The sequence below is a fragment of the Arcticibacterium sp. SM2516 genome (assembly GCF_057914865.1).
The window spans coordinates 1883251-1907881 of the sequence record NZ_CP195290.1; the positions used below are offsets into that span (position 1 = coordinate 1883251).

The window sequence follows — 24631 nt, forward strand, 5'->3', positions numbered from 1 at the left end:
AAAACAACAAATTATGACAACATTAACCATTCATAACATCGAAACAGCTCCAGAAGAGAGCAAAGGAAAATTAGAGAAATCGCTTAAAACCAATGGAATGATTCCTGGTTTACATGGTGTATTGGCCGGAGCTCCAGGCTTATTGGAAGCCTACCAAACTGTAGGTAAATTATTTTTAGAATCTTCACTTAACGCAGAGGAGCAAACCGTAGTTTGGCAAACTGTAAACGTAGAGCACGAATGTCACTATTGTGTGCCTGCACATACTGCCATTGCGGGTATGATGAAAGTGGATTCATCCCTTTCGGAAGCATTAAGAAACAGTACGGCTATGCCAACAGAGAAATTACAGGTATTGCATGACACAACATTAAAAATTGTTAGAAATCGTGGACGTTTAACAGATGAAGATTTGGCAAATTTTTATGCGGTAGGTTATGAAGAAAGACAATTACTAGAAGTGATACTTGGTGTATCTCAGAAAGTGATTAGTAACTACACCAACCATATTGCAAATACCCCTGTGGACGCTCCATTCCAAAAGTTTGCTTGGGAACCAGCAACGGTTTAAGTCTAAAACATAGTTTTAAGCTACATTTAAAAACTCCATCAGTTTATCTGGTGGAGTTTTTTGCTACGTACCTTACCATAAAAATAAACGCTTTTGGTAGTGTGGAATTAATTCTACAATTTCGATTTGCCAAGAGTATAAGCAAGCCATGACAAACTACTTTTACGCATGGGTATAAAAGATAGCTTACTTAAACGAATACTCCGTTTATATTAATGCTCCACCCAATTAAAAATAGACATTAAGATATGGATTTTATAACGATAGATTTTGAAACAGCTACAGCACAAAGAGACAGCCCTTGTGAAATTGGACTGACATTTGTTGAAAATTTCAAAATCGTTGGGAGTAAGTCTTGGCTAATAAAACCAAAGTATGAAGAGTTTAACTATTTCAACATTGCCATTCACGGCATTAGACCAACAGATGTAGCTAACAAACCAGAATTCAACGAATTATGGCATGAAATAAAACCCCTAATCGAAAATAAATTTTTGATAGCCCATAATGCGGCGTTTGACTTCAGTGTTTTAAGAAGAACCCTTGAAGCGTATAATCTTCCATTTCCCGAATTAGAATATTCTTGTAGTTACATATTTTCCAAAAAGGTTTGGGAAGGGCTTCCTGCATACGACTTGAAAACCTTATGCAATCATAACAAAATCTCCTTTAATCACCATAGAGCAGAAGCTGACAGTAGAGCTACCGCTGAACTTACGATTAAAGCATTTGAAAAAAATGGAATAAACTCAAAAGAAGATTTCCCTGAAAAATTAAAAACTAACATTGGAAAACTGTATGATGGTGGCTATAAACCCTCACAAGCAAAAAAAATATATCGTTCTAAAGCTTTAGCAAAATAGTGGGCCACCCTTAAACCCGGATTATGCGTTGGGGAATCGTTACGAGCTTTAAAGTACAATAAATCAGACAATTAAACGCGATTCGCATAGCGTTTACCCTGAGATAATGTCGAAGGGTTCTGGTGATTGAGTTTAAATGGGTGTAGCCTGTGCTGAGTTTAACGAAGTATACTAATTTGAAGCAATTTAGCTCCGGTCCCGATAAAATCAGGAGATTGCCTTATGCATAAAGCAGGTTTAATATTGTCTATTATTGCATCATTGCTGAAACCATAAAAAAGAACCATGAAAGAAATATACGAGCCTAAGTTTGTTGAAAAGCTATTTGATAAAATGAGTGGCTCGTATTCAAGAATGAACTACATCACCTCATTTGGCTTTAGCGAAAGGTGGAGACGGCAGTGTGTTAAGGAAATAGAAATTGAGCCAGGAAGTACGGTTGTGGACCTATTGACAGGAATGGGTGAATGCTGGAAATACATTCTTAAAAAAAGTGACAAAAACGCTAAACTTATCGGTCTTGATTTCTCTACAGAGATGATTAACCGAGCTAATAAAAACAAGTCTAAGTTTAAAAAAAGCAATATAGAAGTTCTTAAAGAGAATGTCTTTGACAACTCCATCCCAGCCCAAACTGCCGATGTTGTTATTTCCGGCTTTGGTTTAAAAACCTTTAATGAAGAACAGCTGGCCTTACTGGCAGATGAAATTGACCGATTGTTAAAACTAAATGGCCAGTTCTCTCTGGTTGATGTTTCTGTTCCAGATGGCAAGTTTTTAAAAAGTTTTTATATGTTCTATCTAAAAAACGTCATTCCTATTTTAGGTAAATTATTTCTTGGTAGTCCTGAAGCCTATAGAATGCTTGGAATTTACACGCAGGAGTTTAAGAACGCTAAAAAAGTGCTTCAGATATTCAATAGACCAAATTTTGAGGTAGAATACGTAGCATATTTCTTTGGCTGTGCCAGTGGTATTAAAGGGAAGAAAATAGCATAATTAAAATTCACCTATAAACCCCACTACACCATCCTTCGTAATTCGTCTAAAGCATATGCCATTTAAATGAAAATACTTCTTACAGGTTCTACAGGCTACATTGGCAAAAGGCTGCTTCCAGTGCTTATTGATGCCGGACATGAGGTGGTTTGCTGCGTGAGAGACCCCAAAAGGTTTAATCCGCCCGAATCCCTTAGAAAAAGTATTTCAGTTCTGAAATTAGACCTGCTAGATGAAGTTTCTTTAGAAAATATCCCTACCGATATTGATGGTGCCTATTATCTGGTGCATTCCATGTCGGCCTCCGGCGATTATCAATCTTTAGAGGAGCTGTCTGCCATCAATTTCCGAAATGCCCTTAAAAGAACGCAGGTCAAACATGTGGTTTATTTAGGGGGTATCGTAAATGACACAGAGCTATCGAAACATCTATCTTCCAGAAAAAATGTGGAAACAGAGCTGAGCAAAGGCGATTATAATTTCACGGCTTTAAGGGCCGGTATTATCATAGGTTCTGGCAGTGCTTCTTTTGAAATCATCAGAGATTTGGTGGAAAAACTGCCGGTCATGATTACCCCAAAATGGCTCAACACCAAATGCCAGCCTATTGGAATTTCGGATGTCATAGCTTTCCTTTCCAAAACCATTTTCCATACTGAAACTTTCAATCAGAACTTTGATATTGGTGGTCCAGATGTTTTGACCTATAAAAATATGCTCTTAGATTTTGGTAAAAGCCGAAACCTGAAACGTAAGATTTTTGTGGTACCCGTAATGACGCCCAAGCTCTCTTCCTACTGGCTTTATTTTGTTACCTCTACCTCTTATAAACTAGCCACCTCTTTGGTAAACAGCATGAAAGTAGAGGTGGTATGCCGCGATAGGCGACTAGCAGATATCCTAGGCATTAATCCTTTAAGTTATAAAGAAGCCTTAAATCGGGCTTTCAGCAAAATTGAAAACAACGAAATACTTTCTAGCTGGAAAGACTCCTATGCAAGCAGTGGCATAAATTTCAATATCTCGGAGTTTATCAAAGTCCCCTCTTTCGGTTGTTTTAAAGACAGCAGAAGTAAGACCATGGAAAACCGTGCTTTAGCCGTAGCCAAAATATGGGCCATAGGCGGCAGCACGGGTTGGTATTATGGAAATTGGCTGTGGAGAATCAGAGGTTTTATGGACAAATTATCTGGCGGTGTAGGTCTCAGAAGAGGTAGAACCAGTCCTACAAGCATTAATGTGGGCGATACCATAGATTTTTGGCGAGTGTTATATGCCGACAAAGAAGAAGGACGATTACTGCTATTTGCTGAAATGAAACTACCAGGAGAAGCTTGGTTAGAATTTAAAATAGAAGGCAACAAGCTTATACAAACCGCCACGTTCAGGCCCTTGGGCGTAGCAGGCAGATTATATTGGTATGCCGTCTTGCCCTTTCATGGCTTAATTTTCAATGGCATGTTAAATGCGATAACTAATGCCAAAACCGTAGAAAACTCCTCCAATTAGCCTTTATACTACTTTTTGAGAGCTTGGGAACTGAGTTTTGTAAATGCGTTATATGACAATGCTCATAAGGTGATTGCTGTTCTTTTTAGACTTTTGCATTTAAAAAAATAACGACAACTGTTTTTACCTTATTGGGTATTTACAAACGAATATAAGATACATGAGCAAAGGAATATATATTACTACAACTGGCCCAAATAGTGGTAAGTCCGTTGTTTCACTTGGCTTAATGCAAATGCTACTGGGTAAGACTGCCAAGGTGGGTTACTTCAGACCTATTATTGATAACCTCAAGGATGGCAAAATGGATAATCATATTAGAACAATGATCAATCATTTTGAATTGCTTATTGCAGCAAAAGATGCTTATGTTTTCACCCGAAATGAACTTATTGACCTTTTAAATAAGGGCAAAGAAGACCAAATAATCAGTCAAATTATTGACAAGTATAAAACACTTGAAGAACAGTTTGATTTTATCTTAGTAGAGGGTTCCGACTTCTCAGGCGAAAGCTCCATCATCGAGTGGGATATGAATGTTTTGATTGCCAAAAACCTTGGTATTCCAGCCATTATTTTAGCTACGGAAACAGGAAAGACCATAGATGAGCTTGCAGGTAATTTACAAATGGCTACAGACTCTTTTAAAGGAAACGGTGTGTCTGTTTTAATGGCCATTGCCAATAAGGTGTTACCCGAAAACCAAGAAGCTGTAAAAAAGGTTTTGAAAGAAAAGTTGCCAAAAAGTGTTTTAATTGAGGTCATCCCAAAAATCACAAGTCTGTCACAACCCTCGGTAAAGGAAATTGTGGATGAACTTCATGGTAAAGTGTTATTTGGAGAGCAATACTTAAATAACCTAGCCGGTTTCTTTAGTGTGGGAGCCATGCAGCTCCGAAATTACCTCACCCATCTTAAAGAAAGCAGTCTGGTGATCACTCCTGGAGACCGGGCAGACATTATCCTTGGAGCACTTCAAGCTAATCTTTCGGCCAATTATCCAGCCATATCTGGCATTATCCTTACAGGCGGTTTAATCCCCGAAGAGTCTATTTTGAAACTTATTGAAGGCTTAAGCGAAGTCGTTCCTATCATTTCTGTAAATGAAGGTACTTTTTCGGTCACCAACAGAATTGGCGATATCAGGCCTAAAGTATATGCAGAAAACACGGAGAAGATCAGAGTTTCAATGCAAGTTTTTGAGCAAAATGTGGATGTAGAAAGCCTTTCCAATAAGCTCATCACTTTTGAGCAAAATGGAATCACACCAAGGATGTTCCAATACAATCTGCTTAAAAGAGCCCAAAGGCATAAGAAACACATTGTACTTCCAGAGGGCTATGATGAAAGAATCCTGAAAGCGGCTAAACAATTGATTGATCTAGATGTGGTGGACTTAACCATATTAGGGCAGCCTAGTAAAATAGCCCAACTTCTAGCAAGTCTTGACATACAGTTGGATCTTTCAAAAGTTAGTATCATAAATCCTACGGACTCTCCAGATTTTGATGCGTATGCAAATTCGCTCTATGAAATGCGTAAGCATAAGGGTCTGAATCAAGCAATGTCGAGAGACTTGATGGAAGATGTGTCTTACTTTGGAACTATGATGGTTTTCAAAGGTGATGCAGACGGAATGGTTTCTGGTGCTGCTCATACTACGCAGCACACCATCAGGCCAGCTTTGCAGTTTGTGAAAACTAAGCCAGGCGTTTCCGTCGTTTCTTCTGTGTTTTTTATGTGTCTGCCAGACAGAGTTACCGTCTATGGCGATTGTGCTATCAACCCTAATCCTTCTGCAGAAGAACTTGCCGAAATAGCCATTTCCTCCGCAGAAACCAGTATTTCTTTCGGCATTGAGCCTAAAATAGCGATGCTATCTTATTCATCTGGGGCTTCTGGTGTAGGGGCGGATGTAGATGTGGTGCGGAAAGCTACGGAAATAGTGAAGAGCAAGAGACCAGATCTAAAAATAGAAGGGCCTATTCAATATGATGCCGCAGTGGACATGAAAATTGGTAAAAGCAAGTTGCCTAACTCAGAAGTGGCTGGGCAGGCCAGTATCTTCATATTCCCAGATTTAAACACTGGAAATAATACATACAAAGCAGTACAGCGAGAAACTGGAGCATTGGCCATAGGCCCAATTTTACAAGGCTTAAATAAACCTGTAAACGACCTCAGTAGAGGCTGTACAGTCAATGACATTTTCAATACCGTCATCATAACCGCAATTCAGGCTCAAGGTCAGTAATTATGAATATTTTAGTTTTAAATTCTGGCAGTTCCTCTATTAAATATCAGCTGATTCAAATGCCCACAGAAAAGGTCCTTTGCTCTGGCATATTGGAAAGAGTAGGTGAAAAAGACGCACAACTAAGCCACAAATCTTTCAAAGGAAGGAGACTGGTAGAAAAAGAAATCAAAGACCATAAAACAGGCCTAAAACTGATAGCCGAGCTCATCGTTGATAAAGAAGTAGGTGCCATAAAACATGCCGATGAAATAATGGCAGTGGGACATAGGGTCGTTCATGGTGGAAGCAAATATGCGGATACCACGGTGGTGAATGAGGAAGTAAAAAAAGAGATTAAATCCCTCTTTTCTTTAGCTCCATTGCATAATCCTGCCAATTTAGAAGGCATTGAAATTGCAGAGCAAATTTTCCCTAAAGCTACTCAAGTGGTGGTATTTGACACGGCATTTCATCAAACTATTCCAGAGAAAGCCTTTAAATATGCTATCCCCAATATGCTCTTGCCAGAGGGAATAAGGCTGTATGGTTTTCATGGGACAAGTCATAAATATGTGGCTAAAAAAGCCCAAGATTATTTAGGCACAGCCAAGAGCAAAATCATTACGATTCATCTTGGCAACGGCTGCAGTATGACGGCGATAGAAAATGGAAAAAGTATAGATCACAGTATGGGATTTACGCCGTCGGCTGGATTGATCATGGGAACCAGAAGTGGTGATATAGACCACAGCCTCATATTTTATATGGTTAACACGCTAGGTTATGATTTAGATAAAGTAAACCATCTGCTGACCAAAGAAAGCGGCATGCTTGGCTTAACGGGTTTTATGGATCTCAGAGATATACAAAAAGCCGCCGAAGCTGGTGACGAGAATAGTATTTTGGCACTAGAAATGAACGCTTACCGCATCAAAAAGTACATTGGAGCTTATGCGGCTGCCATGAATGGTCTTGATGCCATCGTTTTCACGGCTGGAATCGGAGAAAATTCTAGTGTTTTGAGGGCCAAAATCTGTAAGGATATGGACTATCTAGGCATGGAGATAAACCTGGAAACTAACCACCAAAAGTTGGATGACTTCCTAGACATAAGCTCTAAAACGGCTAAGGTTAAAACGCTAGTCATAGCTACAAATGAAGAGTTAGAGATAGCGACACAGGCTTATCATTTGCTTAGCTTTAAATAAGCATCAAACTTTTACTAAACTAGATTCTTCTTTCTGTATTAACAACCCCTAATTGCCGAAAAATAAATGCTTTTGGTGGTACCAAGAAATTTCTCCAATTTCACTTATTGAACGGATACAACTATCCGAAAACAAACACTTACAAACGAATATATAAGAGATATAGACGCAACTTAAGCCATTAAGGCGGATAAACACCAATACGAGTGGTCATTGAGAAGTGATTCGCAAAATCTATCAGAATACTAAGGATAAAAAAATGACAAGCGGAGAAATTAAAAATACAATTGATGTTTGGATAAATGATATAGAACAATACAGCTTTGAACAAATATGCTCTAAATATTCACAAAATAGTTGGTCACTAGGGCAAGTTTGTGTTCATCTAATAGACTCCACGAATTATTTTCTTGAACAGATTACCATTTGCCTTTCTAATAATGAAAATGCAACGGAAGAAATGACAGAAAATGCCAAAACGATGTTTTTCAATAATGAATTTCCTAATGATTTAATTGAAGGTCCCCCTTCTAATAATAACACCTGTCAGCCCAATAGCAAAGAAGAAATTTTGAGTTCGCTTGCTAAATTAAAAGAGACAATTATATATTATGACAGTCAAATTTTAAACAGTAAGTTCTATGGTAAAACAAAGCATCCAGGTTTAAATTATTTTAATGCTATGGAATGGCAACAGTTTATAGAAATGCATTTTCGCCATCATTTAAGACAGAGGGATAGGATAAAGACTATTTTAAAACTAAAATGACATCAGCTCATTAGAGAAAATAACTATCCCGTGTTTATACAAATGAAGCATATTAAAACGCCATTAAAATCCGAAACTTTTGTTTACCCTCCAATGGGAAAGATGGTAGGACTTTTGGGCGGAACACTAAGCATATTGTAAAATGGAACAACATGTCGGACGAATGACATACACCGATCTTCTAAGCTAGCAGCTTAGCTGCTTAAAAGCCCCAGACTTGACATGAAATGACATTTCCAAGAAAAGCCCACACTTCTCCATTTTAGAAAATGAGTCCCTTTTAATTATCCTTTTTTAGCTTAGAACAAGTTTCTTGTTTTCATGTTCAATTTCGATGGTTTTGGAGAGCAATAGTTCAAACGAGAACTTGAAGAAGACCTGACAAAAACCTTCCCTATAGCCAATCAGAGAGACCCTTCTTTCTAAAACAATAAATTTAAGTGCACCGAAAAATAAACGCTTTTGGCGGTACCAAGTAATTTCTCCAATTTCACTTATTGAACGGATACAACTATCCGAAAACAACAACTTACAAATGAATATATAAGAATAGTATCTGCACCTTTTGTTCAGATACGCTATCGTTGTGCACAATCTTGGAAGAAGCTCACCGTCATTGAAAGAAATGTTTATTTACCTAATAAGTCGAAACATATATGAAACTAGGACATCTCTTCACTTTTTTAATTTGTGTAACATTTCTATCTCACGCTATAGTTAGAGCACAAGAGCCTGCCGCATCAAACGGTAAATTTATTGATGTTAATGGTGCAAAAATATACTTTGAAGAATATGGGCAGGGTGAGCCATTGATTCTACTGCATGGATTTGGTAGAACACTAGTGGACTGGAAACCCTATATACCTGAATTTTCAAAAAGGTATCATGTAATTGCTTGGGACATGAGAGGACATGGTAGATCAACAAATCCCGACACGAGCAAAACTTTTCTTCACACCACAGCCGCAAAAGATTTGGTTGCATTCGTAGAACAACTTAATCTAAAAAAAGTAAAGGCTATTGGACATAGTTCAGGAGGTATAACCATGCTATATGCTGCATTCAAAGAGCCAAATATGTTTGAAGCCATTGTTCCGATAAGTGCACAAATCTACTTCAGTGCACAAGTTCGTGAGTTTATAAAAAATAACGCAATACCTGAAGCTTATTATGAATTCAATGAACTTGAAAAACAGCATGGCGAAATCAAAGGAAGGTTAATTGCTAGTCAGTTTTATCATTTTCAAGAACTCTACGGTGATCCTTCCATCACTATCGCCCAACTTAACACTATCACAGCTAGAACACTCGTAATTCATGGTGACAATGATTTTGTGCCTGTTACACAAGCCTGGGAAATATATAGGAGCATTCCGAATGCTCATCTTTGGATTGTACCAAACGGTTGGCATATGCCTCATATTGGTGATGCGAATGGAACTGATTTTATCAGAAAGACATCGGAATTTCTAGAAGGTGATTGGAGCAAAGAGCGTTGACAATATTTTGATATTTATTGGCCGTTAATAAAAAAAACAGTGCTTAACAAAATTAATATAAAAAAGCTAATAAGTCCTAAATCTATGGCTTCTTGCTTATTTGCAAAAGACCGCCAAATCTTTGAATTGGCACATTTGATAGAAGAAAATAAAAGAAACCAAATCAACGATTTGGCTACAAGGTATGCGAGCGGCACAGCTATTAAGTCGCACTACTTAAAGCCCAATCGTTATAGGCAACATGTGCCGAAAGTACGCTGACGAAAACAATTTGAAAAATGATTTGTTAAGAAAAAAAATATTCAACCCGGTTTAAGCATTGGAGAATCGTAATGAGTTTTAAAGTGGAATAAATCATACATTTAAACGAGATTAGCATAGCGGTTTACCCTGAGCTTTTTGTCGTAGGGTTCTGATGATTGAGTTTAAATGTGTTTACGAACTCATTTGAAGCAATTTAGCTACGGTCCCGATAAAATCGGGAGATTGCCTATGGCATTATGCGGGTTAAAAAGAATAGGTTTGATAGATTTTGAAGAAAAATTTTAAATTATAGGTATTGAAAGTTAATGAATGATGAACCTTAGTCAACAATAAGCAAAAGACCTTGAAATGAAAAGAGAATGTATAAATCCGAAAACGTTATTTGATTCTAGGCAATATGGATTTTCCCAAGTTGTAGTAACAAACCCTGGGAAAATGGTATTTATATCTGGACAGGTTGCGTGGGATAAAAACTTAAAAATTGTTGGTAAAAATGACCTGGCCAAACAAACTGAAAAATCAATTGAGAACCTTAGGATTGCAGTGGAATCGGCTGGTGGTAATTTAGAAGATATAGTAATGTTAAGAATTTATAAGGTAAACTACCAAAGTGGTGATGGTTTAATAATAAGCCAAGTTTTAAGAAATAATTTTGGAACACAAAACCCTCCATCAAGTACATGGATAAATGTAAAAGGATTGGCAAACGAAGAATTCATGATAGAAATAGAAGCTCAGGCAATTATTTGAAGGTTTAATAAATTTGTAGAGAAGCATTTTTTTTTGAGAAAACTTTAAATGAAAGAAATAGTATAAAAAATAAAACGGAAGCTAGTCCAGTAGATAAGGGGAGTTTCCCCCCTTACCTCTCACAAACAGTTCCGCGACGCGTAGTCCGAGACGCGTAGTCCGCGACGCGTAGTCCGAGACGCTTAGTCCGAGACGCGTAGTCCGAGACACGTAGTCGTAAACCTCTCGATTCATACGGCTCTTGATGTACGATCTTGGATTTAAGTTCTTCCAAACTTGTATCCCAGCTACCAATGTAAACATCATTAAGTATGGTAGTTTTATTTTTGGACGGGAGGAAAAAAAGAATATCAACAAATAATGCGGTAAGCTTTCACAAAAAAGCTTTAGTTTGAACCCTAAAAGATACTAAAACGAAAGAAAGTCTTATGGAAAACCATAAAATGAAAGCTTCAACCAGAGAACAGCTGAAGAAAACAAGTACACCTACCATAGCGTCGATTTTATTCAAACTCGGTTTAAAATTTCAATTCATTCAAGACGTCAGACCATTGTCTGCCCTCAAAGAAAATATGGTGGGAGAAGCTTTTACTTTAAGATATATTCCAGCAAGGGAGGATTTAAATGAGATGTCGGTTTTTAGAGATCCTAAGCATCCGCAGCGGGTAGCCATAGAAACCTGCCCGGAGGGAGCCGTATTGATCATGGATAGCCGTAAGTCTGCTAGAGCGGCATCAGCTGGTTCCATATTAATTACGAGACTCATGGTGCGTGGAGCCGCAGGAGTGGTAACCGATGGCGGATTTAGAGATTCCCAGATTATTGCCAATTTAGATTTCCCTTCCTTCCATAAAGCACCTTCCGCACCTACTAATTTGACCTTAAATCAGGCATTAGATATCAATGTTCCTATTGGCTGTGGCAATGTAGCCGTTTTTCCAGGTGACGTCATTGTGGGCGATGCTGATGGCGTTATGGTCATTCCCGCAAATTTGGCTGATACCGTTGCCGAGCAAGCAAAAAGTATGGAATTATATGAGGAATTTGTCACAGAACGAGTCTTAGCAGGAGACACTATTATTGGACTTTACCCTATGACCTCAGAAGAAGTTTCTAAAAAGTTTGAGGCATGGAAGTTTAATAAATAAGGATATTATTGCTGTAAAAAAGGCTATTTAACGCTAAAAACGATTCATTTCAAATATATTTTATACCATCCTTTTTGAGCGTTAGGGCATAGAGAAAGTACGATACATAATTTACCCTTACAATATTGCACAAATAGTTATTATAAAAGCCTTCCAATTTCGTCATACCGCCAAAGAATTTTACGCAACCAGAAAGGTGTCTGACGAGCCAATCAATTACACTCTTCACACAGCACATTTATCTCCTAGCTCCATTGACAAGTGGCCATGGCATTTCATCGTTGGAATTGCCTAATCCTATTGGTACACTAGTTTGAATGGGTATGAGTGCCACTGCCATTCCTAAAAAAACTATATCATTTCTGGATGTTTCTCCACTACCGAAACGCCCCATTGGGCAATAGATTGAACGACAGGAATCAATGTTTTTCCAAAATCCGTTAGCGAATACTCTACTTTCAGCGGCGGTTTTAAAGTAAAGACTTTCCGCTCTATTATGCCATCCTCTTCTAAGGTTTTTAACTGCAAACTTAAGGTACGTTCCGTTACCGTAGGCATTTCTTTCCTAAGCTCGTTATAACGAAGTTTCCCGTCTATCAAATGAAATAGAATCACTGTTTTCCACTTTCCACCAATCATGCCCATGGTTAAGCTGGCACAGCAAGGGTATTCTTTTCCTTTAAAATTGTACATGATTCTACCGATTGATTCAACTATCCTTTTTGACCGTTATTGCGAAGATAAAATACTATACTTAGTTTTGCAACTATAATATTTATAGTATTGTTTTAGTAGGTAAGAAAGCGTCACTACACCCTATAGATAAGAAAGAGCTAAATGGGTTTGACCTATCATCCTAATAAAATAAAGACATGAGTAAATCGATATTAATTACAGGAAGCACAGACGGCATCGGAAAACTAGCCGCAATAAAACTGGCAAAAGACGGCCACCAGATTTATCTGCATGGCAGAAATTCTGAGAAACTGGATATGGTTATTTCTGAAATCAAAACATTGAGCAATAATGAAAACATTAAAGGCTTTGTAGCAGATTTCTCTGATTTGTCTGCTGTCAAAATGATGGCAACTCAGGTAAAAGAAGAAATTTCAAAACTAGATGTCCTCATCAATAATGCTGGCGTTTTCACTAGCCCAATTCATAAAACCAAAGATGGTTTAGACATCCGTTTTGCGGTCAATTACTTGGCCCCTTATATTTTAACGGAAGCCTTATTACCGCTACTTCAAGCGGGCTCAAACCCACGCATTATCAATTTGAGTTCGGCAGCACAAGCTCTGGTTTCAATGCGAGCACTTTCTGGGCAAAGCGAGATTCCTGCTCAGGGTTCTTATGCACAAAGCAAACTGGCTCTCACCATGTGGAGTTTTGATCTGGCAAAAAAGGAACCCGGAATCGTGGTAATTGCGGTAAATCCAGGTTCTCTACTAAACACGAATATGGTAAGAGAGGCCTATGGAAATCATTGGTCACCGGCCGACAAAGGTGCTAACATCTTATATGACTTGGCCGTTTCAGCGGAATATAAAGCATCTTCTGGCCAATACTTTGATAATGACAAGGGTGAAGAAAAGGGACTTTTCGGAAAGGCACACCCAGACGCTTATGATAATCAGGCTATAAAAAGACTGTTGAATGCTACAATGGCCATCATCTAAAATTGAACCCAGGTTTTGCATTGGGGAATCGTAATGAGTTGTCAAAGTGTAATAAATCAGGCATATAAACGAGATTAGCTTAGCGGTTTACCTTGAGCTTACCGATGAACGCAATTTAGCTACGCTCCCGATAAAATCGGGAGATTTTCTAAGGCAAACTATTCATGATATATCATCCGATATTTAAGTTGTTTATATAACTTCTTCAACATTTTTTTATGGTTACCTTCTGGCAATAAATCCATAATAAACTCCAAATGTTCTGCTTCACCTAAAACGTGCTTCATGTTGGCATAATTATCAACGGAATGTATCAAACATTCACTATATCTCGGCAAATATGTTTCTGGCGTTTTATCTTCATAAAGCATTTGGCAAAGGAGTATTTTAGCTGTTGCGTTCTGTCTGTAGTAATTATCAAAACTCTTCTTATCTTTTTCTAATTCTTTTAAAACCCACCCAAAATAACTTTTGAAAGACTGTTTCTTGGTGTTTAAAACTGGTTTTATTTCTTGAAAATCTTTATTTCCATTTAGAAAATAATTTGCAATCAAATAATTACTTAATGGATAAATAGTATCCACTAACTTTTGTTCTTTGATTATTTCATAGGACTTAAGGAAACTATCTTTCATTTGTTTTAGATAAGTCGACCTCTTTGAGCCATCAATAATGGCAGCTCTTTTATTGGCAGAACCTATTAAAGCTAGCCTTTCTGAAGTCTCACCAATTTGTTTTATTAACTCTAAATCTCCTAGTAATTTTTCTAATTGGAGATTCTCAAATTGATTATTTTCCTTAAAATCCCTCACCATTTGTTTACTTGTCAAACTGAAAAATTGTTCAAGAGCACTTACAGAGAAAGTAGCTCTTTCCTTTTTCCTAAGAGAAGATAGTAACTCAATAGCCTCTTTGTATTCTCCAATTTCCGTCAAAATAAAAGCATACAATTCTAATATTTCAGCAGAATCAAAATCAGCTTCAACGACAGTTTTTTTGATTTCATTCAGTTGTTTTAAGGTGTTGTCGATATTGACTTTTTGACCTTTGATTTTAGAAAGTAAGTTTTCCAAATCAACTATGGCTTGGCTTTCCATGACGTAAGTCTTTTTCTCATCAAAATTGGGATTTTCATTCACCAATTTATAGTAGTGGTCACCATAGCATTGATATGCCCCCCAAGTAGTAGAATTTGGGTTATAATCATAGCATTTTTTCCTGGCTTTCGTGGTGGCAAGACCAAAATCAAACCCTTCAAGTAGTAGTTTATATAATTCATTGGCATAAACTTTGGCCGCTCCATCATTTACGGCCCATCCAGCCACTACCACAGCTTTAACCCCCATTCTTATTAATTGTGGGCCTATGTTTGAAGCTAACTTATTCCGATGTTTTACCATCTCCGAATCTTCATTCAATGCACCCGAATAACAACAGTTTATAAAAACAAATTCTGGAATATTTGGAAGTTGTTCAATCATCCCCGGTGTAAGAATTATTCCATCGCCAAGCACCACACCTGATTTATCATCATTGTAAATTCCATGAGCTGCGATATGAATCACTTTATAATTTTCAGAAAACAGTTCTTTTATGATATTCCCGGCATCCTTAAACAAGAGCATATTTATATTATAATCCCTTTTCTCCAGCAGTGAAGCTACATCAATAGCTTCCAGTTCTGCAGCAGGTAGCTGTGAAAAACCGTCATTACTATAATCTGGATTGCCAATTATTATGGCTTTTGTTGCCGTTACTATTTCTGGGTTTTCACGGTATTCGTTCGTTGTTAATTGACGAACTAAACCTGTATTGATAAAGGTCGGTTGCTCACTGGTTGTATAGTCATGTAACATTTCCCATGGAAATTGGGCAGCGTATTTGTCCATTCTCCAGACAATATTATTTTGATTTCTAAAAGTGTCTTTAAAGTCATTTGGAATCAATAATTCAAACAAAGTTTTAGACAGCTTTTTGTCCAAACTTTTTTCATGCGAAAATGAATTTGAAAAAACCTCTGCCAATTTCAAATCAATTCTTACTTCCTGTTCTTCTACACGTGCTAAACCGGAGGAGCTTGTAAAAACCAGACCTTTTTTCTCTGAATTTTCGTTAATCAGTTCAGTACTAAATGTATGCCACCAGCTATTTCTATCTGTAACCTGAGTATTTTTCCTACTACCATTTCCTTTTTTAAAACTCTCAACTTCAATATTATAATTATTCACCTCACGTTCCATTCTCTTTAGTATTGCAAATGCCTCTTGAGAAAGGTCCTCATAATAATCTACAATTTCTATATGAGTGATTTCATTCAACCCAATATTCAATATTTCGATTTGTTTATTAGCCTTTTGAGCAGCCGAAACAATAGCTTTGAGGCTATCTCTTAAATTGAGACCAGCAAATGCACTCCCTATAATAATACTGCTTAATTTACTGCTACTGTTTCTTATATCAGTGCTCTCATAATTATCTCTAAAAAAGAAGGCATATCTTAATATTGCTTTACTGATGCTCTCAGATAATAATTGTGAGGTCAGTTTTGATTGAGAACCCATGCCTACGATTAAAGCACCTTTAGGCTGTTTGCTTTTTTGAAAAACAATTTCATTTTCACCAATTTCACCTGGATAAAAACCAACATCATGCCTTTCCTTAAGTTTATTGTCTAGATAATAATTAAGGGCTTTTTCTGCACTATAAAGTCCATCATTCTTAAAATGACCTACCATTATTGGGTATGAAGCAAACCTGAGATCGGCATTAAGCACACTAACTTTTAATTTAGACAATAATGGCTCTACGGAACTTTGACCAGATTTTTCAGAGAAAATATAGTCTAAGATATCATTGTCATCGTCTGTCTCTACCTCTTCAGATATATAAGTATTTTCAATGTTGGTAGACCTTTCAATCGGTGGCAGTTGCGGTAATTTAATCGTTGAATTTCTGCTAAAAATATCTTCCAGAGCATTGAAAATTATCTTTTCATTTGCCAGTTCTCCATGAGTAATACCGCTGTAATATAGATTCCCGCGATGTAAGGCTGTAGGGATACCACTATCCCAGGTGACAGAACCATCACCTCTTAAAGTACTTCTATATCTGATTTTTTTACCTCCAAAAATACTTGATACCTCTTCATAGTCGCAGACGGTTTCATCATAACCCGCTATGTAAAATATCTTACTAAAATCTTCTTTGCTCCATTGCTTCTCAAGCTTTTCCTTTTTATAAATAGCAAAATTATCTAGCTCATTCTGTGATGGTTTAGACATATTTTCGGCACCAACCACCTTTTCAATTTTATCCCAAAATGCTTTAGTTTCAAAAGGCGTGTCATCCAATGGCAATAATTCCATAACACCAGGAAACTTAGAAATCGTAGACATTATTTCAATTTTCTTATGCTTTAAATCTATCAAATTCAATAATTTAACTTTTTTCGCATGTCCGGTAAGTACTTGCATAATAAGATGCGAGCCCTTCCAAGGAGTGCCTAGCATGATAAACTGAGCGGCTTCATTGGATATATAATCATTCCATTCCTCTGGATTTCTAAACATAGCCTCTCTTACTACCAAACCACCCATGGAGTGAGCCACTATCTTGATGGGTTGATTATGTTTTTCTAAATCCTTAATCGTGTCAATTAAATTTTGTGAAGAAACTGACAGAGGCTTTCTCCAATCGAACGGTAAAGTATATACATCATAACCCTTCATAAAATGTCTACAGAAATCCTCATAGAACTTATAGATCAATCCGTCCGCATTTACATTAGTAGCGTTAATATCTAAGTCATCCACCAGCATACCTCTTTTAATACTACTGAAGTTTAGCCAAACTTTATCGCTTGTACTTAAAGTACTACCCATGATGCCGGGCAGTAAAATCAATATGGGCTTTTTACCAGAAACATGAAGGTAAGAAGTGGTTTTGAATGAAATATTGATATCGACGCCACGGTCTAATTCTTCATGTGAAAGTAGTTTAAATAAATGTTTGCTTTCGCTTGGTCTATTTTCTAGTGCAGCTTTAATGGCTTTCCTTGAAATGTCGCTCTTATAATAATTGAAATGATTGGTATCCGTATCTCTTGAAAGAAAGTAGAACATTCCATTTCTTCTTACTAGTCCTTTTTTTGCAGATCTGGTATTGACTACAAAATCATTATCCTCTTTATAGTATAAATTGGTAATCAAAACTAATAATGAGTTTTTTAAAGATCCTCCAAATTTTGCATCACCCGCTATCATATAAATTCTTGATGCCACATATTTATCCCTAGGGTTTCCCACTTTCTGATATTCACCATCTGGCATATGGCACCAGATACCAGGCATTTCATTTGCATTAGACCGATTCTTAACAACCTGTAGAATGAATTCTTTAAGGAATCCGTAAATAGGATTTAGCTTTCCTCCTGCCAGCATCCCAACCGCACCAAGAACGAAATTCAAAAAATGATCTAAACGTCTACTAAGTAAGGTAGTTCCTCCAGCTGCACACGCTACCCTCACATGATTATCTATGGTCAGAAACTTACCGGGTGCTAGATGATTCAATTCCTTTATATCAGCTATCAAATCTCGATACTTGTCAAATACCGATAATTCAGGTGGGTCATACCCTATGACTTTATTATTGTGATTACACCGTGCTAAGGCCTCGCCAACCATTCCTCCTCGAGATTGAGATAAAATATCGATAGTAAGGTTATCGGGAATCAATTTTAGGAAGTCCAGAGCATTCTTAATTGGTGTCTCGGAAGCCGTATAGTGTTCCAATGCCAATACCCTGCCTTCATATAATTCAAATATTTCACTCCACAAATCTCCTTTTAACCCACCGAAACTACCTTGCGTCTTATTAAACAGACCATGAAGAAGCAAAAGGTATTTTCTGCTAGTATCTATTTCTAAAGCATCCAACTTAACGAGCTCCATGCTTTTTGTCACTAAAAAAAGACCTGGATTGGTCATTATTTTTTCATCCAGCTTTTTCACTAGTATTCCTGCAGCAGTACTTGCCGCAGGTTTAAAAAGAAACCTTAAAAAGCGAGGAATGGCTATACCAATGCCTCTTTCGCTTGCGGAATACCCTACTCCATCAAATACAAGATCAAATTCATCTGCAGACCTATCCGTATGATCACCTTTCAATTCTTTAGTGTCTCCAAGATAACCTATCCATTCTATTCCGTCATCGAATTCCAGACATACAATATCGTCGTCATGTGCCTCTACTACTACGACGTTACCCCCATCTCTATTCGCTAGTATTTCATATGATTTTTCAATCTTATATTCACCTATACTCTGAGGAGCTTGTTGAGTATTATCTTGGCCAACGACTTTAATTTTTATAGGGTTGCTCATATCTTATTTATTAAGATTATTTAAAACGTTCAAGTTTTGAACAATAAAGCTAATCCTTAATTAAAAGCTGTCATACGAGAAAAACACCCTATTTTGACAAGGTAATGGAATAGGCAGATCCATCATTACCGTGTGTAAGATGGTAATAACAAAATCAAGAGGTCAAGAATAATGGGCAGGAAACTGAATCTTAATGTAGCTGAAGGAACACGAAGCTTTAAAGCGTCGCTAAAAAAAGGTCTAATTTTGAGAAATAAATGCACATGAAAGTGGAGTTTAATAAACGAACTATAAGACTCATTTCAAATTTTGCCTAGGTATACGAATGGCAGTCAGAAATGAGCCTTATGGTTGTCAGCAATCCAAAGCTTACACTTCGTAAAATACTTTTCGGCATTTCTTTTGAAATCAACTTTCAGAAAACCTCAATAAAAGGTTAAAACATGGAAAACTAATTTACCGCAGCCATACACTCTATCTCCACCTTAACCCCTAGTGGTAACGCTCCTTGTAGGGCACTTCTGGCTGGTTTGTTTTCTGGGAAATATTTGACATAGGCAGCACTCATGGCTCCAAATTCAGACATTTCGGCAAGCATACAGGTGCATTTTATCACTTTATCCATAGAAGAGCCATTGGCTTCTAAAATAGTCTTGATATTTTCCATCGTCTGGACAGTCTCTGCCGCTATACCACCTTCCACTATTGTACCATCTGGCAAAGCCCCTATCTGTCCAGACACATATATGATGTTATCGTATTTTACCGCTTGAGAATAAGGTCTATTTAATTTGGCAAACGCTTCGGTTTGATAATAATCAGCAGTTTCTTGCTCTGTTTCTTGACAAGAAAATAAAAGGACTAAAAAAGGCAGATACAATAATTTCATTTTTATAAAATTTAATTCTAAAACGTATTTTAAACAGTGACTTTACTTAAAGTTTTCAAATAATTCTCATCCACAAAAGCTCCCAAACCATTGCCTTTCGGCATGCTTACTTTCCCATCTTTAGCATAAGTAATACCTCCAATAACCGGATCTTCCTCAAACATAAGTGGCGTATCAAAATCAAAGAATTGAACACTATCACTCACTAAAGCCAGATGAGCTGAAGCCGTAAAACCAATCCTAGATTCTAGAAAACCACCCACCTGAAGACTCAGGTTTGCCTTTTCTGCCAATGCTATAATCTTGAGTGCATTAAATATTCCAGAAGATTTCCCCAATTTGATATTGATTGCATCACAGGCATTTAGTCTTATCAGTCTTTTGGCATCATGATGGTCTAAACAAGACTCATCTGCCATAATAATAATGGGGCTCTGATCTTTCACTTTCGACAGTTCCATAAAGTCCCATCTGGGTATGGGTTCTTCGCAGTGTTGAATATAAAAGGGCTCTAGTGCCTTTAAAGTGGAAATAGCCTCAGAAACACACCAACCTTGGTTGGCATCTATCCTTAACGGAATATCCATTCCTATACTTTCTCTTATGGCTTTGATGCGTTGCACATCCTTTTCTCCACCCTTTCCAAGTTTTACTTTAATAATCTGAAAGCCCCTTTCTTTTATTTTAAGAGCATCGGCCGCCATCTTAGTCGGCTCTCCTATGCTTACCGTATAGTCTGTTAGGAGTGTTTTGTTGTTCTCTCCTCCTAAAAATTGATACAGTGGAAGTTTTGCGGCCTGAGCCGCGATGTCGAAAAGAGCGATATCAAAGGCACTCTTGATGCTGGTATTTCCAAAAATGGTCCTATCCATCTGGCCAGAACACGTTGCTATATCCGTGGGGTCAAGCCCTTTTAAGCCTTTGGCCAAATACTGAGCCACCACAAAACAGGTGTCCATACTTTCACCATTAATCGGTAAAAAGGGACTGCACTCTCCTAGCCCTACCAGCCCTTGATCGGTGTAGATACGCACTATCACATTCTCTGCGTATTCCATAATACCTAAAGAAATCACAAAAGGCTCTATCAGCTTTATAGGTGATTTGAAAATCTCAATTTCGGTTATCTTCATTTTTACTTCTTAACACCATTATACTTTTCCATAATCCCTATTACCCGCTCAATCGGTAAAGATGGCATTTCATGCCCATCCTGCCCTTTAATTGTTTTTGCAGCAAAAAGTGAGTTATAAATAGCCTCTTGAGTGGCCTCTATGGTGGCCAAAAACAAGGGTGTCACGGCATCATTTGTCAAGTATTTATTTTCAGATACGGCAGATGAACTGCTATTAGGTATAAAGTTTTCTTTGGCGGTAGACACCGCTATCACGTAATCTCCACTTCCATTTGAGGCTATCCCTCCTGTCTTAGCCAGTCCCATGATGGCTCTTTTCGCCATTCTTTCTAGATTTCTAGCGTCTACGGGAGCATCTGTCATCACCACTATCATACAGGAGCCGTCTACGTCATAGGTGTAAGCCCTTGGGTAATTGTCTAATTCTTTAGCTATAGGTACCCCATTGAGTTCAAATACCCCACCGAAGTTGGTTTGTACCAAAACGCCTACGGTATACCCTCCTAATTTTTCTGGAATTACCCTAGAGGAAGTACCTATCCCTCCTTTATATTGAAAACAGACCGTTCCTGTTCCTGCACCTATGCTGCCCTCCTCTACCTTTCCAGATTTAGCATTTTCTATGGCACTTAAAACATGGGACTCTTTCACATGTCTGCCTCTTATATCGTTGAGCCAACCATCGTTGGTTTCACCAACCACCGTATTCACAGACCTTACGTTTTCATTTCCTGGCTGAGCCAAGGTATACGAAATTAAGGCATCAGAAGCAGCTGGCACACTCAGTGTGTTAGTCAAAACGATAGGTGTTTCTAGGTTACCGAGTTCTTTTACCTGACTGTAACCCGCTAGTTTCCCATAGCCATTGCCAATATATATGGCCGCAGGGACTTTCCATTGGTAAATATTACCATCATGAGGCATTATGGCGGTAACACCTGTTCTTATGCTATCGCCAATCGCTAAAGTGGTATGCCCTACTTTCACACCAGATACGTCGGTAATGGCATTGTTTTCACCCGGCTTTAAAACACCGACTTCAATACCATAATCTCTCAATCTTTTATTCTGAGAATAACCATCAAAAGAAAACATAGTTAAAACAATTACAAGGGAAGGCAGAATATACTTCTTCATATAGTGCGTTAGGAGTAACAAAAAAAGAACCTCTACAATATAAAGGACAAAAACTTAAAAGTGTTAACGCTAAGTGGCAATTATAGTAATTAAAAAAGTTTGTCCTATTTAAAATAACAAGAATACAATAATGCCGCTTTTTTCAAAATATGCCATTAATGTTATAACCGGCATAAAAAAATCGGCAGAGAAATAATATCTCTGCCGATTCTAACAATAAACCTTAACCCTAAACTATGAAAAAATATGTCTTTAATCTCTTTGAACTGTTGGCCCCTTAACGTTCAACACCTTGAACTCGGTACGCCTGTTTAGTTGATGTTTGTTTTCACTACAATCAACGCCGTCTGCACATCCATTAACCAGCATGGACTCTCCAAAACCGCTGGCTAATAATCTTTCCTCCCCTATCCCTTTCTTTGCTAAATACTCTACTACAGCTTTGGCCCTGCTGTCTGATAACTCTTGGTTGAAGTCTGTACTCGACCTGCTATCTGTATGCGATCTTATCTCGATGGCTAGACTTGGATATTTTTTGAGTATCGGTAAAACCGTGTTATCCAATTCCTTTCTAGCGTCTCTTCGAATTTCTGATTTACCGTAGTTATAGTAAATGTTTTCGATTCTAAATATATCACCTTCAGCAATCATGCCAAGATTTTGTTCATAGGTAACATTATCGTTTCTTTTGGCTTTTACTTTACCTATTTCTTCGGTATTTGTAGCATAATTGTCTTTCACAGCAGATACCACATACTTACCCTTTTTAGTAGGCTGAAACTCGTATTTCCCATCTTTTCCAGTAATTACTGTTTCTGTACTCTCATCTTTTTCGTTGGTCAATACCACCGTTGCTCCGGCTATAGGCTCATTGGTCAATTCGGACCTAATAGTCCCTTTTACCAATGGTAATTTAGAAGACTGTAAATAAATTTTTATCTCCGCTCCAGCGTTTTGTGAAGTGGCCATACTGCCATAACCTACGGCATTGGCCTCGTAACCTTCTTTAAAAGCTTTGAACTCAAATTCTAAACCAGTAGCCATACATATAGTCACTGAACCAGAATTATCCGTAGTAAACAAATCTTGATTAACACCATTTTTTATCAGCCTTACTTCCGCACCCGAAAGAAGCTGATTGGTACCTGCATCGTAAACCAGTACTTTCAGTTCTCTGCACTTTCTACTAAACGCATAAATATTATCATCAGAGTACCCCTTTTTCCTATTGGATGCGAAGAATCCTGAATTTCTATTTCCATCGGTAATTAAACTAAAATCGTCTTTTTCCGAATTAATAGGTGCTCCTAAATTTTCTGGAAGTGTTACAGGTTTATCCTTGTCTAATTCTACAAAAAACACATCTAATCCACCCAAGCCTGCGTGACCATCAGAAGCAAAGTATAAATTGTCAAACTCATCCATAAACGGAAACATCTCGTTTCCTTCGGAATTAATATCACGCCCCAGGTTTACCGGATTACCCCAGTTGCCTTCATTATATTCCACCACATATAAATCTGTACCACCATACCCGCCGGGCATATCAGATACAAAATACATTTTGGTATTGGCCATGTTCAGCGTAGGATGCCCACAAGAATATTCGTCAGAGTTAAATGGCAATTCGTCTATATGATCCCACTTCTTTCCATCAAACTTGGCAGAATATAATTTGAGTTTATTTATCCCCTCTGCACTTTTCTGTGTTTTGTTTCCTAAATGATTATTTCTTGTAAAAATCACTTGTTTCTGGTCACTAAAGAATGTCACCGGCCCTTCGTGATACTTGGAATTCAATTTCTTACTAAATACCTCTAAATCCTCTAAGGCTGCCAATTCACCACTTTTTTTGCTACTTGATAGCGATGCGGTGGGCTTATCACCCCAATTCACAGATAGAGAAGTGGTATCTGGATATTGAAAAAGATCTAAAAAAGGAGTTTGGCTGTTCATAAACACCCGCTTAATAAAAGTGTCTTCCTCTCTAGCCGATACAAAAACCAAACCCTTGCCAAAATACATCGGACTAAAATCTGCCTGTCTTGAGTTAATGGCATCCAAATATTTAATTCTGTACAAGGAAGAATCTCTAGCAAAATTTGACCTATCCATATAAGCCACTGTAAAGTTCTTGGCCCTTAAGTCGGTAGTTTGTCGCTCTCCATACATAGAATAGTATTTCTGAGACTCACGATATTTAGAGTTACTAGCCAATACTTGTGCGAAGTATAAGTACTCTTTGCTATCTAAAACGCTTTCATGATTTTTAAAAAGACTTCTATAGACCCGCTCCGCATTGGTATGGTCTTGAAGCTTTTTATAACAAAAAGCTAACTTAGACAATGCTTCTGCCAGGTCTTGGTCATTGGCTTTAGCACTTTCTACAAAAGCCTCATAATGCTTTACGGCTTCCACATAACTTAATCTCTCGAAGTCACGGTTTCCCGCCTTCAAACTGGCTTGCGAAAATGACTGTAAAACTATTAGAGTAAAGAGGGTTAATAGTCCAGCACATTTTTTAAACATGGACATTTTTATATTCATTTTCCTTATTAGGATTTGCACACTAATAAGTTACCAAAAGCCAT

At 37.6% G+C, this 24631-nt stretch carries 17 protein-coding genes; 11 read left to right on the plus strand and 6 right to left on the minus strand.

Annotated elements, in window-relative coordinates; genetic code table 11:
- Positions 1-13 precede the first annotated feature (13 nt).
- The 10 genes from ACSBFT_RS07845 (at position 14) to ACSBFT_RS07890 (ending at position 11816) form a co-directional block, all read left to right on the plus strand.
- Complete coding sequence (locus ACSBFT_RS07845) at positions 14-571, plus strand: carboxymuconolactone decarboxylase family protein (RefSeq protein WP_463046130.1); 558 nt, start codon at positions 14-16, stop codon at positions 569-571.
- A 248-nt stretch (positions 572-819) separates the two neighbouring features.
- Positions 820-1434: a 3'-5' exonuclease gene (locus tag ACSBFT_RS07850; protein ID WP_489604176.1), complete on the plus strand. Its 615-nt coding sequence runs from the start codon at positions 820-822 to the stop codon at positions 1432-1434.
- Between the two features lie 285 nt (positions 1435-1719).
- Positions 1720-2433, plus strand: coding sequence for a class I SAM-dependent methyltransferase (locus ACSBFT_RS07855; protein ID WP_489604177.1), 714 nt, complete (start codon positions 1720-1722; stop codon positions 2431-2433).
- Positions 2434-2499: 66 nt separating this feature from the next.
- Entirely contained in the window at positions 2500-3942 is a 1443-nt protein-coding gene (locus ACSBFT_RS07860) for an SDR family oxidoreductase (protein WP_489604178.1), read from the plus strand.
- A gap of 160 nt (positions 3943-4102) precedes the next feature.
- Positions 4103-6196, plus strand: a complete 2094-nt coding sequence (gene pta / locus ACSBFT_RS07865; RefSeq protein ID WP_489604179.1) for a phosphate acetyltransferase — start codon at positions 4103-4105, stop codon at positions 6194-6196.
- Positions 6197-6198: 2 nt separating this feature from the next.
- Complete coding sequence (locus tag ACSBFT_RS07870) at positions 6199-7386, plus strand: acetate/propionate family kinase (protein ID WP_489604180.1); 1188 nt, start codon at positions 6199-6201, stop codon at positions 7384-7386.
- A 259-nt stretch (positions 7387-7645) separates the two neighbouring features.
- The gene (locus ACSBFT_RS07875) at positions 7646-8155 is read left to right on the plus strand and encodes a DinB family protein (RefSeq protein WP_489604181.1); all 510 of its coding nucleotides are present in this window, start codon (positions 7646-7648) and stop codon (positions 8153-8155) included.
- A 656-nt stretch (positions 8156-8811) separates the two neighbouring features.
- A complete protein-coding gene (locus ACSBFT_RS07880) occupies positions 8812-9654 on the plus strand; it encodes an alpha/beta fold hydrolase (protein WP_489604182.1) in 843 nt (280 codons plus the stop codon).
- Positions 9655-10266: 612 nt separating this feature from the next.
- Positions 10267-10668: a RidA family protein gene (locus ACSBFT_RS07885; protein ID WP_489604183.1), complete on the plus strand. Its 402-nt coding sequence runs from the start codon at positions 10267-10269 to the stop codon at positions 10666-10668.
- A gap of 443 nt (positions 10669-11111) precedes the next feature.
- Positions 11112-11816 carry a ribonuclease activity regulator RraA gene (locus ACSBFT_RS07890; RefSeq protein ID WP_489604184.1) on the plus strand — a complete coding sequence of 235 codons (705 nt, stop codon included), beginning with the start codon at positions 11112-11114 and terminating at the stop codon, positions 11814-11816.
- Between the two features lie 351 nt (positions 11817-12167).
- On the opposite strand, the gene ACSBFT_RS07895 is transcribed toward ACSBFT_RS07890, so the two are convergent.
- Positions 12168-12509 carry a winged helix-turn-helix transcriptional regulator gene (locus tag ACSBFT_RS07895; RefSeq protein WP_463044833.1) on the minus strand — a complete coding sequence of 114 codons (342 nt, stop codon included), beginning with the start codon at positions 12507-12509 and terminating at the stop codon, positions 12168-12170.
- A 179-nt stretch (positions 12510-12688) separates the two neighbouring features.
- Between ACSBFT_RS07895 and ACSBFT_RS07900 the strand changes: the two genes are divergently transcribed.
- Positions 12689-13495 carry an SDR family NAD(P)-dependent oxidoreductase gene (locus ACSBFT_RS07900; RefSeq protein ID WP_463044832.1) on the plus strand — a complete coding sequence of 269 codons (807 nt, stop codon included), beginning with the start codon at positions 12689-12691 and terminating at the stop codon, positions 13493-13495.
- 158 nt (positions 13496-13653) lie between these two features.
- On the opposite strand, the gene ACSBFT_RS07905 is transcribed toward ACSBFT_RS07900, so the two are convergent.
- The 5 genes from ACSBFT_RS07905 to ACSBFT_RS07925 form a co-directional block, all read right to left on the minus strand.
- Complete coding sequence (locus tag ACSBFT_RS07905) at positions 13654-18879, minus strand: DUF7379 domain-containing protein (protein ID WP_489604185.1); 5226 nt, start codon at positions 18877-18879, stop codon at positions 13654-13656.
- A 451-nt stretch (positions 18880-19330) separates the two neighbouring features.
- Positions 19331-19768, minus strand: a complete 438-nt coding sequence (locus tag ACSBFT_RS07910) for a RidA family protein (RefSeq protein WP_489604186.1) — start codon at positions 19766-19768, stop codon at positions 19331-19333.
- A gap of 29 nt (positions 19769-19797) precedes the next feature.
- On the minus strand, positions 19798-20901 hold the full coding sequence (locus ACSBFT_RS07915; protein ID WP_489604187.1) for a mandelate racemase/muconate lactonizing enzyme family protein: 1104 nt from the start codon (positions 20899-20901) through the stop codon (positions 19798-19800).
- Between the two features lie 2 nt (positions 20902-20903).
- On the minus strand, positions 20904-22040 hold the full coding sequence (locus tag ACSBFT_RS07920) for a DmpA family aminopeptidase (RefSeq protein WP_489604188.1): 1137 nt from the start codon (positions 22038-22040) through the stop codon (positions 20904-20906).
- A gap of 252 nt (positions 22041-22292) precedes the next feature.
- Entirely contained in the window at positions 22293-24587 is a 2295-nt protein-coding gene (locus ACSBFT_RS07925; RefSeq protein WP_463044828.1) for a carboxypeptidase regulatory-like domain-containing protein, read from the minus strand.
- Between the last annotated feature and the right edge of the window lie 44 nt (positions 24588-24631).

What these genes read in the sequence shown, in the direction of transcription:
- ACSBFT_RS07920 (WP_489604188.1), bottom strand. Translation starts at nt 22,040, where the DNA reads ATGAAGAAGTATATTCTGCCTTCCCTTGTAATTGTTTTAACTATGTTT.
- ACSBFT_RS07915 (WP_489604187.1), bottom strand. Translation starts at nt 20,901, where the DNA reads ATGAAGATAACCGAAATTGAGATTTTCAAATCACCTATAAAGCTGATA.
- ACSBFT_RS07880 (WP_489604182.1), top strand. Translation starts at nt 8,812, where the DNA reads ATGAAACTAGGACATCTCTTCACTTTTTTAATTTGTGTAACATTTCTA.
- pta (WP_489604179.1), top strand. Translation starts at nt 4,103, where the DNA reads ATGAGCAAAGGAATATATATTACTACAACTGGCCCAAATAGTGGTAAG.
- ACSBFT_RS07845 (WP_463046130.1), top strand. Translation starts at nt 14, where the DNA reads ATGACAACATTAACCATTCATAACATCGAAACAGCTCCAGAAGAGAGC.
- ACSBFT_RS07890 (WP_489604184.1), top strand. Translation starts at nt 11,112, where the DNA reads ATGAAAGCTTCAACCAGAGAACAGCTGAAGAAAACAAGTACACCTACC.
- ACSBFT_RS07855 (WP_489604177.1), top strand. Translation starts at nt 1,720, where the DNA reads ATGAAAGAAATATACGAGCCTAAGTTTGTTGAAAAGCTATTTGATAAA.
- ACSBFT_RS07905 (WP_489604185.1), bottom strand. Translation starts at nt 18,879, where the DNA reads ATGAGCAACCCTATAAAAATTAAAGTCGTTGGCCAAGATAATACTCAA.
- ACSBFT_RS07895 (WP_463044833.1), bottom strand. Translation starts at nt 12,509, where the DNA reads ATGTACAATTTTAAAGGAAAAGAATACCCTTGCTGTGCCAGCTTAACC.
- ACSBFT_RS07870 (WP_489604180.1), top strand. Translation starts at nt 6,199, where the DNA reads ATGAATATTTTAGTTTTAAATTCTGGCAGTTCCTCTATTAAATATCAG.
- ACSBFT_RS07850 (WP_489604176.1), top strand. Translation starts at nt 820, where the DNA reads ATGGATTTTATAACGATAGATTTTGAAACAGCTACAGCACAAAGAGAC.
- ACSBFT_RS07860 (WP_489604178.1), top strand. Translation starts at nt 2,500, where the DNA reads ATGAAAATACTTCTTACAGGTTCTACAGGCTACATTGGCAAAAGGCTG.
- ACSBFT_RS07875 (WP_489604181.1), top strand. Translation starts at nt 7,646, where the DNA reads ATGACAAGCGGAGAAATTAAAAATACAATTGATGTTTGGATAAATGAT.
- ACSBFT_RS07900 (WP_463044832.1), top strand. Translation starts at nt 12,689, where the DNA reads ATGAGTAAATCGATATTAATTACAGGAAGCACAGACGGCATCGGAAAA.
- ACSBFT_RS07925 (WP_463044828.1), bottom strand. Translation starts at nt 24,587, where the DNA reads ATGAATATAAAAATGTCCATGTTTAAAAAATGTGCTGGACTATTAACC.
- ACSBFT_RS07910 (WP_489604186.1), bottom strand. Translation starts at nt 19,768, where the DNA reads ATGAAATTATTGTATCTGCCTTTTTTAGTCCTTTTATTTTCTTGTCAA.
- ACSBFT_RS07885 (WP_489604183.1), top strand. Translation starts at nt 10,267, where the DNA reads ATGAAAAGAGAATGTATAAATCCGAAAACGTTATTTGATTCTAGGCAA.